This is a genomic window from Blautia sp. ZXY-1-B12, assembly GCF_056339915.1.
The window spans coordinates 1-16,441 of the sequence record NZ_JBWJVP010000251.1 but is presented as its reverse complement, the minus strand read 5'-3'; the positions used below and the strand labels follow the sequence as shown (position 1 = coordinate 16,441).

11 protein-coding genes and 2 pseudogenes are annotated in these 16,441 nt (G+C 43.6%); all 13 read right to left on the bottom strand.

Annotated features, from left to right (window positions below; genetic code table 11):
- Positions 1 to 234: 234 nt before the first annotated feature.
- Positions 235 to 3,678, bottom strand: coding sequence for an Ig-like domain-containing protein (locus tag AC075L_RS17755; RefSeq protein WP_476387978.1), 3,444 nt, complete (start codon positions 3,676 to 3,678; stop codon positions 235 to 237).
- Complete coding sequence (locus AC075L_RS17750) at positions 3,675 to 4,019, bottom strand: hypothetical protein (protein ID WP_020993917.1); 345 nt, start codon at positions 4,017 to 4,019, stop codon at positions 3,675 to 3,677. The genes AC075L_RS17755 and AC075L_RS17750 overlap by 4 nt, the downstream gene beginning before the upstream one ends.
- 152 nt (positions 4,020 to 4,171) lie before the next feature.
- Positions 4,172 to 4,795, bottom strand: a complete 624-nt coding sequence (locus AC075L_RS17745) for a PrsW family glutamic-type intramembrane protease (protein WP_020993918.1) — start codon at positions 4,793 to 4,795, stop codon at positions 4,172 to 4,174.
- The gene (locus AC075L_RS17740; protein WP_055052825.1) at positions 4,792 to 5,418 is read right to left on the bottom strand and encodes a hypothetical protein; all 627 of its coding nucleotides are present in this window, start codon (positions 5,416 to 5,418) and stop codon (positions 4,792 to 4,794) included. Before AC075L_RS17740 ends, AC075L_RS17745 begins: the two co-directional genes overlap by 4 nt.
- Positions 5,402 to 5,770 (bottom strand): hypothetical protein, encoded by a 369-nt coding sequence (locus AC075L_RS17735; protein ID WP_055052824.1) that lies wholly within the window; start codon positions 5,768 to 5,770, stop codon positions 5,402 to 5,404. Before AC075L_RS17735 ends, AC075L_RS17740 begins: the two co-directional genes overlap by 17 nt.
- On the bottom strand, positions 5,757 to 6,389 hold the full coding sequence (locus AC075L_RS17730; RefSeq protein ID WP_055052772.1) for an RNA polymerase sigma factor: 633 nt from the start codon (positions 6,387 to 6,389) through the stop codon (positions 5,757 to 5,759). Before AC075L_RS17730 ends, AC075L_RS17735 begins: the two co-directional genes overlap by 14 nt.
- 292 nt (positions 6,390 to 6,681) lie before the next feature.
- Positions 6,682 to 7,737, bottom strand: a complete 1,056-nt coding sequence (gene rsmH / locus AC075L_RS17725) for a 16S rRNA (cytosine(1402)-N(4))-methyltransferase RsmH (protein WP_055059502.1) — start codon at positions 7,735 to 7,737, stop codon at positions 6,682 to 6,684.
- A 19-nt stretch (positions 7,738 to 7,756) separates the two neighbouring features.
- Positions 7,757 to 10,414: pseudogene (locus tag AC075L_RS17720) on the bottom strand (heavy metal translocating P-type ATPase).
- A gap of 118 nt (positions 10,415 to 10,532) precedes the next feature.
- The gene (locus AC075L_RS17715) at positions 10,533 to 10,850 is read right to left on the bottom strand and encodes a metal-sensing transcriptional repressor (RefSeq protein WP_055052769.1); all 318 of its coding nucleotides are present in this window, start codon (positions 10,848 to 10,850) and stop codon (positions 10,533 to 10,535) included.
- Positions 10,851 to 11,291: 441 nt separating this feature from the next.
- Positions 11,292 to 12,612: pseudogene (locus tag AC075L_RS17710) on the bottom strand (MATE family efflux transporter).
- A 111-nt stretch (positions 12,613 to 12,723) separates the two neighbouring features.
- Positions 12,724 to 14,124: a tRNA (N6-isopentenyl adenosine(37)-C2)-methylthiotransferase MiaB gene (gene miaB, locus AC075L_RS17705; protein ID WP_227194489.1), complete on the bottom strand. Its 1,401-nt coding sequence runs from the start codon at positions 14,122 to 14,124 to the stop codon at positions 12,724 to 12,726.
- A gap of 153 nt (positions 14,125 to 14,277) precedes the next feature.
- Positions 14,278 to 15,177, bottom strand: coding sequence for a M14 family zinc carboxypeptidase (locus AC075L_RS17700; protein ID WP_008703215.1), 900 nt, complete (start codon positions 15,175 to 15,177; stop codon positions 14,278 to 14,280).
- A gap of 157 nt (positions 15,178 to 15,334) precedes the next feature.
- Positions 15,335 to 16,441, bottom strand: a 1,107-nt coding sequence (locus AC075L_RS17695) for an LPXTG cell wall anchor domain-containing protein (RefSeq protein ID WP_476387977.1), incomplete at its 5' end; no start/stop codon positions are given.

The following is a 16,441-nucleotide window of genomic DNA, read 5'->3' as shown; positions in this document are numbered from 1 at the left end:
GGTTTTTGGTGTTAAAGATTATATACCTATGATTTTCTAATATCTTAATATTTTTTATTTCTTTTGTAGAAAACAGAATCAGAACAAATGATAGCTGTTGGAGTCACTTATGGCTTTTTTTCGTCAGTACTTGAATATAAAAAACAAAACGCTTCGATCCAACTCTTGCTGAAATGTGTGCTGCCCCGTTGCTTATGGTCACTGGATTAGCTGGTGGCCGTAGTTTATATATATTCAGATGATATCATGTTTTATCATTTCACAGTCACCAGTCAGTGCCGCATATACACCATTTTGTGCATATACCCATATCGTACAGGTTCCTTTACCAACTGCCTGGATAAGCCCCTCCGGGGTAACAGTGGCTACTGCTGTATTGCTGCTTTCATAGCAGAGATTTCTGTGGTGTCTGATCTTTTTGTCCTTTTTTATTTCTTTTACTGTGATCTGTGCTGTTTTTCCTTTTTTCAGGGTTATTTTTGAAACATTCTTTTTGTTTCCGATCTTAGTTACGGAAACAGATCTTGCAATTCCGTATTTGCTGCCCTGTGTGATTACATGTATGGAGGCAGATGTATCTGTCACTACCTTTTTGCCATCTACTATCTTATATGCTTTTACGATATATTTATAGAAAGTGCCTTTCTTCAGGTTTTTATGTGTCCATGTACGTCCGTTTGTAATAGTGGCAAGCTTTTTGTATTTGTATGTCTTTGTACTTGTATTGCAGCGGTTTCCATATACCAAATATCCGTCCACACCATCAAGTTTACTCCATTCTAAGGTTATGGAAGTTTTCGTCTGGTTTACAGAACGGACTTTTAAGCGTCCGAACCCTTTTGTTTTGTTAATTACAGGCTTATCAAGGATCTTCACTGTGATTATTATTGAAGCTGTGTTTTTTCCATACTCTGTAGTTACTGTGATTATTGCCATTCCATTTCCGATTGCTGTTACTTTACCATTCTCATCTACAGCAGCAACCATTTCATTGTCAGACTTCCAGATCAGCTTCTGAGCGTCTGCGTTCTCAGGTTCGATCTTAACTTTCAGTTCTGTGGATTCACCAATCTTCGTCAGTGTTTCCTTCTCTGCTTCAATCGAGATCTTCTCAATTTCTACAGGAATCTTTACGGTTACGGCTACCGTTGCGGTATAATTTCCGCTTACGGATGTGACTGTGATTGTAGCTGTTCCATTTCCAACGGCGGTTACTTTACCCTTTTCGTCTACAGTTACCACACTTTCATCACTGGACTTCCATGTTACCCGCGTATTATCTGCATATGATGGAACCACTTCCGCGGAAAGCTGTGCAGTCTCGTCCTTCTTTGTAAGCATAAGGGTGTCCTGAGATACCTTGATACCTGTTACAGGGTAGCTTGGGATGTAGATCGATGGGATTGTTTCTTTTTCTGTGTATCCACAAACCGTACAGGTTCGTTCCTTCTCTCCTTCTGCTCCGATTGATGCCTGTTTTGTCACTACCCAGTTACCAAATGTATGTGCTTCCTGAGTTGTATTCTCATTTCCAATGCTGCAGTGCTCCCAGTGATTTGTTTTATCAAACTGCCAGGAATAAGAATGTTCAAACGCAGGAATTACAATAGATGCTGTCTCTGTGGAATTCACTCCTGCTTGACTTGTAGCTGTTACCTCCACTTTATAGGTTCCCGCCTCAGAGACTGTAAGAGTTTCTCCTGTCTGACTATTCAGGATCTGATCATCTTTATACCATTGATAGCTGTACGTAATGCCTTTATCGTCAAGCACATGCGTTGCCTTTGCCGTTAAAACAATTTTAGAAGACGGACAGCCTTTTTCTTTGTCCGCTGAAACTTGGACTTTTGGCTTTACCAGAGCCCATTTTAAATACTTTCCATCTCTTACCAGTTTGCTCATACCATTTGAATAGAATTGTGACTCAAACGATTCAGCTGCTGAATCATTCTCATATTCAACCGCAATTAAATCAGCTTTTCCATATGTAGGTGTCACCAAAATATGTTTGTCTGATAATTGCAAAGATTTACCTACATATATACGAGGCCCATAATTATTATCATCTGAAAGTGTTACGCTTCCCGTTATTACCGGACTGTCACTAAGATGCAGATCTGCGAAACCGGTATCTTCAGTCAGATTCGGATCCCACCCCATCAAGACGATCGCATTTTCTTCTTCATTCTCTCCTGTTCCGCTGTAATTATTTGTTATCGTTCCACCGGAAATGTTCACATCCATATTATGTTTGTTTCCCCTAGAACATATAGCGAATATACCGGCTCCGCTTCCATTCACATGATTGCCGCTGATAGTTCCACCTTCTATATTAAGCAGACTAGAATCATTGTTCGTTCCCTCTGTGTATATCGCACCTCCACGGTTACCCGCACTGTTATTACGGATTTTTGTATCTCCTTTGATGGTTACTCTTGAATACTTTGCTGAAATTGCACCACCTAATCCGCCCTGGATATTACCGTTTTCGTCAGGAGCTGCTGCAATGGCTGTATTTTTGTTGATGGTTCCAGATTCAATTTCTGCTTCAGAATAAATCAGATAAATTCCGCCACCTTCGCCGCGCATATCTTTAGGAGAAGGTTCTGTTGTTACTGTATTTTGGGTGATCTGGCAGCTTTCCCCATTTATAAACAATTTAGAAATAGACAAGTAGACACCTGCGCCCTGTCCACTTTTATTATGAATAATACTGCCTCCTTTTAAACTTACGTTTGAATCATTTATCGCATATATTCCACTGCCTCTTATTGACTGATTATCACTGATTGTACCCCCGTTTATTTTAATGTTTGAGTAAGACGAAAATATTCCACCGCCATACGTTGCACTATGTCCACTGATTGTACCTCCATTCACATTGACAGTTGCATGTTCCGCATATATTCCACCGCCATATTCAACTGTGTTCTGCTTATCTCCCAGGATTTTACCACCATTCAGATTTACAGTACTATCGTGTGATACAATAATACAACTGTTTCCCGGGAACGGTCCAATCTCAGTACCATCCGCTATAGTCAATGTTGCCAACCTTCCAGTCACTTCAATAGGATAATTAGAGAACTGGCAAGACTTACCATCCGGTGTTTTATTATTTATTATTATGTTTTCTAATGTTACCTTACCTCTACTTATATACAGCATACCTGACATATTGCTTTTTCCAGGGCGAAATGTCACATTGCTCAGTTTGATATCACTATCGACCTCCACACAATCAAGAAGAAAAATATCGCCACCTTGTGCAAGCTCTACGGCTTTCGAAAGAGTATTTACGGCAGACTTAGCACTCTCTCCAGTATTACCATCGTTTCCAGATGACGGATCCAGGTAAACAGCCGCTTTTTCTTCTGTCTGCGCAGCTAGAACGCTGTCATCGGAAAACCCGCTTGCCTCATTTTCGCTGGAAAATCCGGTACGTCCTGAATCTTCGCAGTTATCTTCGATCTCAAAGGTATGTTCTGGCTCCATCATACCTTCGTCTTCTGCATCGGATATTGTAGCTGCCGGAGTCTCTTCTCCTGCATCTTCGGAAACGATCAGCTGACTACCATCAGTAAAAGTGTCTGCCAATACCGGAGTTACCGCCATCGTTGCGGACATAACGATACTCAATGCCCATGAAACAGTTTTTTTGAAACACTTTTTCTTCATACTTCCACCTTTCCTTTCTTTAATACATGATCTTCTACGTCTTGACTCTTTTGTCCTCTTTTTCTGAATTTGATACATAATGCAGTAATCACGACTGCCACAGTAAAGGAAATGACAGCCACCAACACATAACCGCCTGCGTCCTCATGCAGCAGGATTGTGCCGTACATTCCCGTGATGTCTATTGGCTGGCTTTGCATCATCCCCATTGTTCCCACGAGAGACAGGAACAACAGGGTACACAGAACAGACAGCCGGCAGACTGTGCGCCGCTCCTGGCGGCGGTGGTATTCATGCATTCGTTTTTTTACCAATTCGATACGCTTTTCTGTATCATACATGCCTTCCATCCTCCTTTCACAAAAAAGTCCTAAAAAGTCTTTCACTTATATAGGTACAAAAAAAGCGAAAAACTCTCACCTGAAAATCAAATTTTTTCAAAAAAATTTGAGAGCTGCCGAAACAGCTCCCAAAAGCGGAAAATCAGGTTATATTATTGTATTGAACTGCGGAAGATCAGTTTTCCCGCTGCCAGGATCAGTACAGGCAACAGATAAGCAATATACTGTGCTGCACTGCCATAGGCGATCAGAAGATTATAAATTGCGTGAAAAGTGATTGCTGCTCCCAGCAGACCGCAGGTTCCGGCAATCTTCAGCCATGTTCTCTGCCACACATATGCAAGACCACCGCCGACAATGGCTCCACAGATCACATGCATGGCTCCAGTCCCAATACCACGGAAGAAAATAAAAGAAAAATGTCCGGCTCCGTTTTGGATCAGGTAGCAGACGTTCTCAAATGTGGCAAAGGAAAGAGCTATAACTACAGCTGTATTTTTTATCTGCTCTCTTTTCGGCTCAAATATCAGCAGATAAAAGAGCAATGGCAGAAATTTCATCACTTCCTCCACCACCGGGGCGATCTCTGTAGTAGTGGTAAAGGTGTCCGCTCTATAAAGTGCGGCAAAAAAGGTGTTGATGTAAGCAGACAGCAGACAGGCACCCATTCCGGCAAGGCAGAACAGAAAGAATTTTCTCTGCCGCTTTCCCATACACAGAGCCGCGATCAACAGGGGCGAAGCAATGCAGAGAAATACATTTTCAATATAGGTCATGTCTGCACCGCCTTTCCTGTGGCCGGGAGCAGTGCGAACAGGCAGCCTGTAAGCAGAAGATCAAACCAGCAATAGGGATTGGAAATGGAATAACCCGGCCACAGACAGCCGGAGAGCCAAAGAGCATACTCCACCGCCACATAGCACAGCACCCCAATGTGAAAATACCGGATCTTACGTGCCGTTCCCGTCTGTATCAGAGCATAAATAAGCCCTCTGATGGAATGATAAGAAACAACGATCATCATGCTACACCAGAGCAAATTGGAGAGAACATCCCCAAAGGTACAGTAAAACACACAAAGCGGAATGCCAATCAGAGGAGCTATCAGAGATTTCCGTGTCGAAAAGTCTCTTTCCTCCGCAGAAGAAAGGGTGTATTGCAGAAGATAAAGAAAAATCACGCTGGCTATCCAGCCGAACTCTGACACATAAAAGACCTGCGGCGTTTCAGAAAACAGAAGCAGATACAGCGTCCAGTAAAGAGAGCCAAGGGCAAAGCAGCCGTAAAAACAGGTCAGCAGGAAACAGGTCTGTTTTCGATCTTTCAGATACCAGATACCACTCAGACAAAAGCCCAGCAGGGTGACAGCGAATTGAAAAAGATTATTGATCAGCTCCATCTCCATTGTCCCCCTTTTGTTCCTCCGTCTGCTCCTCTTTGTCCAGCTGGCGGATGCGGAAGCACAGAACCGTCACGCACACGCCGAGAATAAAAGCGAGCAGTCCGATCACCATATATCCCAGTGCGGTGCCGCCGCCTAAAATTGTTGCTGCTGTTTCAAAGCCGGAAGAAGCACCGGGCTCAATCTGTCCGACAATACCTGGCATGACAAAGGAAACACCAACGATTACTGCAAGGCATGCCGCTATGCAGAATGCGGAGACAATCCGTCTGTGCCTCAGTCTCTGCTGTCGTTCTTTTTCCCCAATACGCCGTTTTACTTCAGCAATTCGTTCCTCATTTTTCAACATCTGTAATACCCTCCCGTTGCAATAATCCGCGTAAACGCTCTTTTCCCCGGTACACCATATTTGTGATCTGTTTCACACTTTTTCCCATGACCTTAGCAGCCTGTTGATAGCTCATACCCTCAAAATAGGTCAGATAAAGAGCTTCCCGATAATCTGAATTTAACTCGTCCATGCAGAGATGCAGGATCTGATTTCGTTCCTTTGTGCGGACGATCTCCTCCACCAGCGTTTGTGCCTCCGGTTCTCTGGTCAGGTCGTCAAGACTGAAGATAATCCGTCGTCTGCTTTTGTGGCGTAATGCCATGTGACGCGCTGCTTTATAGAGATAAGCCTTAAAACATCCATCCCGGATGCGGGGCTTTTTCGTAAACAGCCAGGAAAAGGTTTCCATCATTAAGTCCTCCGCTTCGTGGACATCATGCAGATAACCATCGATGTATAAGGTCAATGGATCGCCGTATTTTTTTATCAATAGTTCAAGTCCTGTCTCGTCACCGCTCAGATATTGCCCATAAAGCTCTTCATCAGTAGCCATACCGTTCAATTCCTTTCCCCATATTACTCCTCTGTTGTCAGGTGTAATCTCCTGGCTTCTTTCCTTCGTTCTTTTAATAAGCATAGTATACTTTTGTTTACAAAATACGTCAATTGTTCATAGTTCATAGCAATTCTACAAAATAATGCAACTTTGTATACTTTCCTGTGTTATCTGATTTCTTACAGTGGACAGTGCAAAAGAACTGTCCGTAACCGGACTGAAAACACCGGAAATAATAAAAGCAGCTGTATAGCTCTAAAGAGCAAACAGTAGTGGCGTCATGGATGCACCCTGAAAAAAGGCGGTATCCCGCCTTTTTTCAGATGCTCTGGTAACTCAGTTACCGAGTAATTCACAAACATTTATTAGAACTTTATTCAGCCTTTATAGCCCAGCGCATCTTTGTGGAACGGGCTCTTGGATTCTGTGTGCACTCTTTGGCTGAGGGGCGGATCACATCTTTTGCATAGTCTGAGTAGATTCCCTCCTTGTATCCTGCTTTAAGCGCTTTCTTTACCAGCTTGTCTTCACCGGAATGAAAGGTAAGGATTGCCACACGTCCGCCCGGACGCAAAGCATCCGGAAGCTTCTCCATAAATTCATACAATACTTCGAACTCATGGTTAACATCAATACGCAATGCCTGGAAGGTTCGCTGGCAGGTTTTCTTAATTGTCTCTTTCTTTTCCTTTTCAGGAAGGAAATCAAGAGTTTTTTCGATTACCTGACGCAGTTTTGTGGTAGTGTCAATATGATTTCCCCTGCGGATCTCATCGGTAATGGCTTTGGCGAGTTCCTCACAATATGGTTCATCAGAATTTTCACAGAGCATTCCCGCAAGCTCCTCTCTGGAAATGGTATCCAGACGCTGGGCTGCACTGATGCCGGTTTCCTGATTCAGGCGCAGATCCAGAGGTCCGTCTGTTTTAAAAGAGAAACCTCTTTTGGGGTTATCAATCTGCATGGATGAAACACCGAGATCTGCCAGAATAAAGTCAAATCCTCCAACCTCTTTGGCAATCTCATCAATGGTGCAGAAGTTCTGAAGCTTTACTGTCAGCAGTTCTTCCCCGAATCCCTGCTCTGCCAGACGTTTCTTTGTTTTGGCGGATTCCTCAGGGTCTACATCTGTTGCATAAATATGGCCCTTGCCATTCAGACACTGAAGCATCGCTTTCGTATGGCCGCCATAGCCCAATGTGGCATCAAATCCAGTTTCGCCCGGCTGGATATTAAGAAAATCAAGGATTTCCTTAACCATAATGGAGATATGCATTCCCGCCGGGGTATTTCCTTTCTGAATCACGTGTTCAATGGTATCTTTATATTTCTCAGGCTGTAATTCCTTGTATTTCTCTTCGAATTTCTTCGGATATTTTCCTTTATAACGGACACGTCTTTTATGTGGTGTCTGGTTCTGGTTTTCCATAAAATCCCCTTTTTGTTTTTTATTCCTGTGTGATACCAGTTACTTCATAGCCGGCTTCTTTGATCACTTCGCGGATCTTATCCTCGTCCAGTTTCTCCGGAGCATGGATCACCGTGGTTCCTTTTTCATGGGAGGAAACTACATCTTCCACTCCAAATGCCTCTTTTACTGCCTTTGTCACATGTGCTTCACAATGTCCACACATCATTCCTGTTACGTTTACTGTGATTGTTGTCATTTCTTTGTTCTCCTTGTTTTCTTTTATATTTTCCTGATCTTTTGGATCATGAATTTCACTGTTGCAAAAGTCTGGATTCTCTGCCTTTAGACTTTTGTTTTCTGTTACGTTTTTCATTTCTGCATTAGCTGAAATATAATGGATTTCTTCCACATTCTGTTTTATTTTTTTGTCTCTGGAAGCATCATGTACCTTAAAGAGATTCAGTCTCAGTGCATTGGTTACCACACAGAAACTGGAAAGGCTCATGGCAGCTGCACCAAACATGGGGTTCAGTGTCCATCCGAAAATCGGAATCCATACACCGGCTGCCAGTGGAATACCGATCACATTGTAGAAGAATGCCCAGAAAAGATTCTCATGGATATTTCTCAATGTTGCCCGGCTTAAACGTATGGCAGCAGGTACATCACTGAGCCGGCTCTTCATTAATACCACATCTGCGGCATCAATGGCAACATCTGTTCCTGCACCGATCGCAATACCGATGTCTGCCCTGGTAAGTGCAGGGGCATCATTGATTCCGTCTCCTACCATGGCAACCTTTCCCTGTTCCTTCAGAGAACGGATCACACTTTCCTTGCCATCCGGAAGAACACCTGCAATTACATCGTCCACTCCTGCCTGTGCTCCGATCGCTTTTGCTGTGCGTTCATTATCACCGGTAAGCATTACTACCCTGATTCCCATGTTCTGCAGTTCTTTTATTGCCTGAGGACTGTCCTCTTTTATAACATCTGCCACTGCGATCATGCCGAGAAGCTTCCTGCCTTTTGCAAAAAGAAGTGGTGTTTTTCCTTCTCCTGCAAGTTTTTCTGCCTGCTTCATCAGTTCCGGTGATACAGAGGTTTCATTGCTGATAAATTTCATATTTCCGCCTGTAAGCACATCACTGTTTAATGCTGCACGAAGACCGTTTCCAGGAAGAGCCTGAAAATCAGAAACCTTCTGCAAAACAATCTTTTTCTCTTCTGCTCTGGCAATAATGGCTTTTGCAAGAGGATGTTCACTCTTCTTCTCAAGTGCATAGGCATAGCCTAAAAGCTCTTCCTCTGAGATTCCCTTTGCAGGAACCATATCTGTCACCTGCGGTTCACCCTTTGTGATAGTTCCTGTCTTATCTAATGCAACGATCTGGATCTTACCTGCTTCCTCCAGGGATACTGCTGTTTTAAACAGGATTCCGTTTTTGGCCCCCATTCCGTTTCCTACCATAATGGCAACCGGTGTGGCAAGCCCAAGGGCACAGGGACAGCTGATGACCAGAACAGAAATACCTCTGGCAAGTGCATATCCGAACTCTTTTCCTGTCAGCAGCCAGACAATGGTGGTGATAACCGCAATACTGATAACTGCCGGAACAAAAACTCCGGAAACCCTGTCTGCGATTTTTGCAATAGGAGCTTTTGTTGCAGCCGCATCACTTACCATCTTAATAATCTGGGAAAGAGTAGTGTCCTCGCCTACCCTAGTAGCTTCGCATCTGATAAATCCAGACTGGTTTACGGTCGCAGCAGAGACTGGCATCTCCCGGATTCTTGTCAACAGGAATACTTTCCCCTGTAAGTGCCGCCTCATCGACAGCACTGTCTCCCCTCAAGGACCACTCCATCCACCGGAATGTTCTCACCGGGACGTACCACAAAAACATCACCTTTTCGGACCTGTTCGATGGGCACTAGTAGCTTCCTGTCCGTCCCGGACAACAACTGCTGTCTTAGGTGCCAGCTTCATCAGACCTTTCAGCGCATCCGTTGTCTTTCCCTTAGATCGGGCTTCCAGCATTTTTCCAACTGTGATCAGGGTAAGGATCATGGCTGCAGATTCAAAATAGAACTCCATCATGTAATTCATAACTGCCGCCGAATCTCCGTCTACCTGTGCCCTTGTCATTGCAAAAAGTACATAAACACTCCACAAAAAGGATGCCATGGAGCCAAGTGCCACAAGGGTATCCATATTTGGTGCACGATGCCACAGGCTCTTAAATCCGCTGACAAAAAATTTCTGGTTAATGACCATTATGATTCCGGCGAGAAGAAGCTGCACCAGTCCCATGGCAATATGATTATCATTAAACCATGCCGGAAGAGGCCAGGCCCACATCATATGTCCCATGGAAAAATACATCAGCACAAGCAGAAAGCCTACAGATGCGATCAGCCTTCGTTTCAGCGCCGGTGTTTCATGGTCTTCCAGTGCCTCCTCTGCCGCAGAAGCAGATATCTGCTCCCCGGATGCCCCCTTTAAGGATGCTCCGTATCCTGCATCCTGTACAGCCTTGATGATCTCACCTGAACCGGCAGTTCCCTCTACTCCCATGGAGTTGGTCAGCAGACTGACCGAACAGGATGTCACACCCGGAACCCTGGATACGGCCTTCTCCACTCTGCTGCTGCAGGCCGCACAGCTCATTCCGGTTACATTGTATTGTTCCATTTCTATTCCTCCTACGACTTGTTGTTCCTTACCTGATATCTACTGCTCTGTTGCTTTGCAGTTCCCAGATCTTTATTCTGCTGTACTCTGATGCTATAATAGTCTGAACACACAGCCTTCACTTCATCAGTTTCTGCAAAGTAGCCACCAGCTCATCAATCGTCTCATCCTTGCCCTCGCGGATATCTCTTGCCACACAGTTGCGGATATGGCTGGCAAGCAGTTCTTTGTTAAATGCGTTCACTGCTGCGTTGACTGCTGCGGACTGGATCAGGATATCGTTACAGTACGCATCATTCTCCAGCATACCGATAATCCCTCGGATCTGTCCTTCCACACGTTTAAGACGATTGATCAGCTTCTTTCTCTCCTCCTCAGAACGCATTGTGTGTTTTGTGCAGCAGGGACAGACTTTTTTCTCCTGTGTATCTGCCATATGGGAAATCCTCCTTCTGATTTTTATGTACTCTCGGAATCTTTTTGTACTTGATTTTATGAGAAGATTTTTTGTCAGATGTGCCCGAATTTTTGAGGCGTACGCGGTGCGTACGTTGATAAAATGCGGGTGCATCTGGCGAAAAATCAGCCATAAAAGCAAGTGCAATAAAGACTCCGAGAGTACATTTTTATAAATAAGCTCTGTTTTATATAAATTTCTGAAACATATAACGATTTCAAAATACCCTTACGGGGTATCTTTACAGTAGTCACTATATACCCTTATGGGGTATTTGTCAATACTGTTTTTTCATATCGGAAACAAAAAGATTAGTTACTGTGGACAGAGTAAGCAGCAGTAACACAAAAAAGAGCTCTCACAGAAAATAACCGCCGGTAATATTCTGCCGGTAATTATTTTTCGCAAAAGCTCAAAGACCTATACTCTATGCACTTTTCTTCTGACAAAATAAAAACAGGTGACCTGCATAATGATCGTCAGCATCCAGGATGCAGGATAGGAAATAAACAGAACAGCCAGTGATCTGTGATGCGGGAATATTCCAAATATCCATACGATCCTGGTTCCTACTGTTCCGATCACTGACAGGATCATTGGAACGCCGGAATGTCCCATTCCACGCAGGGCACCCGGAAACAGATCCATAATCCCGCAGAGAAAATAAGGTACGGTAGTGTAAGACAGGATTTCCAGTCCGCAGCGGATCACTTCCGGATCGGCAGTATAAATCTTAAGAATCTCAGAACCGAAGAAATATGCACCGCATCCAAGGGAAAAGGAGGTAACTACGGAAATAATAAGACAGTCGACCAGAACCTTATCCATACGTTTAAATTTATGCACACCATAGTTCTGACTGGTAAAGCTCATACATGCCTGTGTGACAGAGTTCACCGCCACATACAGAAAACCGAAAATATTATTGGCCGCCGTATACCCTGCCATGGCGGTCGATCCAAAGGAGTTAACCGAGGACTGAAGCAGAGCATTTGACAGATTAATGACTGTGCTCTGGATCCCGGCCGGAATCCCGAACCTGGAAAATCTGTTTTAAGTAAACAGTATTGATCCTTAATTTTCCAAAATGAAGCTGGTAGCTGGTTTTCGATGTACGCAGACATCTGAGTACCAGAATGCAGGAAATTAACTGGGAGATCACAGTAGCAATGGCTACGCCCGCCACATCCATATGAAACATGATCACGAGGATCAGATTCAGTACTGCATTTACAACACCGGAAATAACCAGAAAGATCAGTGGACGTTTCGTATCTCCTACAGCCCGCAGAATCGCAGCTCCATAATTATAAAGCATAAAAAACGGCATACCCAGAAAATAGATTTTCATATACAGTGCAGACTGTCCGATCACATCGTCCGGGGTACCCATCAGTTCCAGAGCCCATCTGGAAAAAATCAGTCCCACAAATGCCATGACGATACCGCTTACCAGTGCAAGAGTTACAGCCGTATGAACGGTATCTGACATTTCCCGGTCTTTTCCTGCCGCATAGAACCGGGCAGCAAGTACATTCGCACCAAGTGAGATACCAATAAACAGATTGGTAAACACATTGATCAGTGCTGTGGTTGAGCCTACGGCTGCAAGTGCCTGACTTCCGCTAAATCTTCCCACCACTATGATATCCACAGCATTAAACATCAGCTGCAGGATTCCGGACAGCATCAGCGGCAGTGAAAAGGAAATCAGCTTGTCCATGATGGTTCCGTTACACATATCTATTTCGTATTTATTTTGTTTCACTTTTATCTTCCACCCTCTATATCCAAATTGATATGGGCTTCTGTAGAAGTCCTTTATATTGCTGTTCAGAAACAGCCATCATTTTTATTCTGCAAGGCTTCCGAAATAATAGAATCCCTTGCAGGTATCCAGTTTTACTTTTACATATTTACCGATCAGATCCTGACATCCCGGGAAATGGACCAGAAGGTTATATTCTGTTCTTCCTGTAAAGATACCTTTTTCTCTGCTTTCTTCCTCTACAAGGATTTCCTGAACAGTTCCCTCGAAACGGGAAGAAGCCTTTCGGCCTTTTTCCTGAACCAGAGCAAGAAGACGGTCAAAACGGTCTTTTACCACATCCTCAGGTACCTGATTCTCCATTTTGGCAGCAGGTGTGCCGCTTCTTTTGGAATAAATAAAGGTAAACGCAGAATCAAAATCGCATTTTTCCACAACGTCCAGAGTATCCTGGAAATCCTCTTCCGTTTCTCCCGGAAAACCTACAATGATATCTGTAGTAAGGGAAATATCCGGTACGGCATTACGGATCTTGGCTACAAGCTCCAGATACTTTTCTTTGTCATAACGGCGGTTCATGATCTTTAAGATTCGGCTGCTTCCGGACTGCATGGGAAGGTGGAGGTGATGGCACACTTTTTTGCTCTCTGCCATTGTCCGGATCAGTTCATCAGACAGATCCTTCGGATGGGAAGTCATGAAACGGATTCTCTTTAATCCTTCAATTGCTTCCACCTGTTTCAGAAGCTGTGCAAAAGTAACCGGATGTTCCAGTGTCTTTCCATAGGAATTAACGTTCTGTCCCAGAAGCATAACTTCCGTTACACCGTCAGCCACCAGACCCTTGATCTCTTCTATGATCGCCTCCGGTTCGCGACTCTTCTCTCTTCCTCTTACATATGGTACAATACAGTAACTGCAGAAATTATTGCAGCCAAACATAATATTGACACCCGTTTTAAAGGAATATTTACGGTCAGAAGGCATACCCTCCACGATTTCATCAGATTCCTTCCAGACATCAATGATCTGTCCCTCCGTATTTAAGCTTCTGTAGAAAAGCTCCGGAAACTTATGGAAGTTATGGGTACCGAAAACCAGATCAACAAAAGAATATTCTTTGTGGATCTTCTCAATTACTTCCGGCTCCTGCATCATGCAGCCAAACAATACAATCTTCAGTTCAGGATTCTTTTTCTTAATACTTTTCAGATGGCCAAGATGACCGTAAATCTTCAGGTTTGCATTCTCCCGGACTGTGCAGGTGTTATAGATGACAACATCTGCATCTTCTTCTCTGGATACTTCTGTATAGCCCATACGTTTCACGATACCGGCCACTGTATCCGTCTGCAGGGAATTCATCTGGCAGCCTGCATTCTGGATAAAGAAAGCTGGCGCCTTTTTATATTTTTCCTTCACAAGCTCTGTACATTTATTGATATATTCTAACTGTATTTTACTTTCCTGTGTATTATTATTCACTATTGATTCCTCATCTTTCTGTTTACAACATTTCGGGGCACTCTTTTTATCATACAGAATCTATGGCTTTATGTCAAACGCTAATCTCTGTTTTTACATGTTTTTATTACTTTTTATTTTCAGAGACTGTTTTTCTTTGACTGTGTGACGGATTTATGCGTTTGCCAATATGCCGCTGTTTAAAGAATAAAGATATTCAAGTGGAATCAGACGCAGTTCTTCCATATCGTCCTTGCGGTATTCCGGAATCTCAATTGCCAGAGAGGGCTGACGGATTACTTCCGCATAAAACTGTTCCGGAGATCCCATCTCAGGTTTTGCTCCGGCTTTTTTGACTCTCGCACCACCTGCAATCCCTTTTTCCAGACGATAGCCGGAACATTTCTGTAAATGCCTTGCCAGTCTGTAATTTTTCTGATTGTAGGCAAAGCCTTTCTCCTGTCTGCAGTAAACGATCTTCCCTCTGGAATAACTGAATGTAAGCAGGCCAAGGCTTGAATATTCCTGAAAAATGCTGATCAGGGCACGAGTCTCATTCTCACTGGCAGGCTCCTGATTCACTCTTTTCCGCTGATAATAATTAGTCGGAAAATTTCTGCGCAGATCAATTCCCCTGGCATTACATTCATACTCTTCCACAGGCCTGTCCTGCATTTTCAGCATCTGTCTGTGGATGGGATTATGTATGGCACCATATCCGTATTCACATATCTCATAGCTGTCAGGATTCAGCATGGGGATCATACAGATACGAACCTTATCCAGAAGTTTACGAACTTCATAACTTTCTCCGATGGTCCAGTTGCTTTCATAGGATCTGCAGTAATCTTTTGCAATGGACAAAAGATATTCCGGGAGATTTCTGTCTCCGCTTTCCACTCCGCTCAGACAGATAATGCAGGTATCACCCTTTCCAATCTCAAGCATGGGGATCATTCTGTCATCATGACTTCTTCCGATCACTCTGAACTGGACAAAATTTCCATATCTCTGTCCGAGTTCCCACAATGCGAAGTATATTTTTTCATAAGTTCCCATCTGTTCTGTTGACATACATTCTTTCCTCCTTTTTGGCAAATGTTCAGCAGCCTGGATCAGATTCCGGATTCTGACCTGTATGGACGGCTGAATGGCTGCCTTATTATTATTATTATATATATGAAAAGAGACAGGCCATAAGACCTGTCTCTTAAAAATAATTGGATTATATTTACATTTCTTTTTTACGTCTTCTTATCAGTACGTAACCACCTGCAAGAACAGAAGCTGCAGCAAGAGCCAGCATAGTTCCGATCGGTGATTCATCACCTGTGGATACTGCTGATTTCGCTGTTCCGTTTGCTCCATCTGCATAGGTGGTAGGAGTTACATCTGTAGTTCCTCCATCTGTAGTTCCGTCGCCGGATCCTGTTCCGTCTCCGTTTGTTCCGTTTGCACCTGGTGTGGTAGTGGCCTGTGTCAGAGGAGCTGCCTTGAACTGATAGGACAGAACTTCGGAAGCATCTGTTTCCTGCCAGTCATTTCCACTGTATACCTGTTTATTATATTTAATATAGATGGTATATGTTTTCTCTGTATCTGTATAAATACCATCCTTTGCACCAATCTTCCATGATGGATTCCATGAAGATGGATTGGAAGACATACTCCATCCTGAAGGAACCCATCTTACATCTCCCTCTCCTGGATTATTATTCTGTGTACCCGCACCAATTACCTTGAAGTCATAAAAAGTTTTGGGATAGAACACAAGTGCTTTCTCAAATCCCTGTACAACACTCTCTTTTACATCGGGTACTACCGGAGTATGAGATGGTGTAGGTATAACAGGACGTTCTTTTGGATCAGGCTGGAACATTACAGAGCCATAATTACTCTTATCCTTATCACTGATCACACATACATAAATATCAACATCATAGTCAGGAAGATCAGTAACTTTTGCTGTTACATTTGTATCAGCCTCAATAGGCGCGCCTACTCTGGAAGTATCGATTGTTGGTGCTTTCTCACCACGTTTTACCCAGTCAATATAATAGGTACCTTTTACATTTGACTGGAACTTAATTTTAACAGTACTACTTCCTGACCATTTGCATTCTTTTCCTGTTACTTTCAGTTTTTCTTCTGCAGGAGTTGGGGTAGGGGACGGTTCTGTTGTACTGACTAAAGTTCCGTCTTCTCCGATTTTAAGGCTGGAATCTCCCTCATATGTAATCTGAGAAAGAACATCTGTCAGTTTCACATCAGTAACAGCGTCATCCAGCTTTACTACTGTTCTTCCGGCGCTAGCCTCCTGAACAGCAACACCAATGGC

Bases quoted from the DNA above. Each gene is read 5' to 3' on its own strand.
- AC075L_RS17755 (WP_476387978.1), bottom strand. From the start codon at position 3,678: ATGAAGAAAAAGTGTTTCAAAAAAACTGTTTCATGGGCATTGAGTATC.
- AC075L_RS17750 (WP_020993917.1), bottom strand. From the start codon at position 4,019: ATGTATGATACAGAAAAGCGTATCGAATTGGTAAAAAAACGAATGCAT.
- AC075L_RS17745 (WP_020993918.1), bottom strand. From the start codon at position 4,795: ATGACCTATATTGAAAATGTATTTCTCTGCATTGCTTCGCCCCTGTTG.
- AC075L_RS17740 (WP_055052825.1), bottom strand. From the start codon at position 5,418: ATGGAGCTGATCAATAATCTTTTTCAATTCGCTGTCACCCTGCTGGGC.
- AC075L_RS17735 (WP_055052824.1), bottom strand. From the start codon at position 5,770: ATGTTGAAAAATGAGGAACGAATTGCTGAAGTAAAACGGCGTATTGGG.
- AC075L_RS17730 (WP_055052772.1), bottom strand. From the start codon at position 6,389: ATGCTTATTAAAAGAACGAAGGAAAGAAGCCAGGAGATTACACCTGAC.
- rsmH (WP_055059502.1), bottom strand. From the start codon at position 7,737: ATGGAAAACCAGAACCAGACACCACATAAAAGACGTGTCCGTTATAAA.
- AC075L_RS17715 (WP_055052769.1), bottom strand. From the start codon at position 10,850: ATGGCAGATACACAGGAGAAAAAAGTCTGTCCCTGCTGCACAAAACAC.
- AC075L_RS17700 (WP_008703215.1), bottom strand. From the start codon at position 15,177: ATGTCAACAGAACAGATGGGAACTTATGAAAAAATATACTTCGCATTG.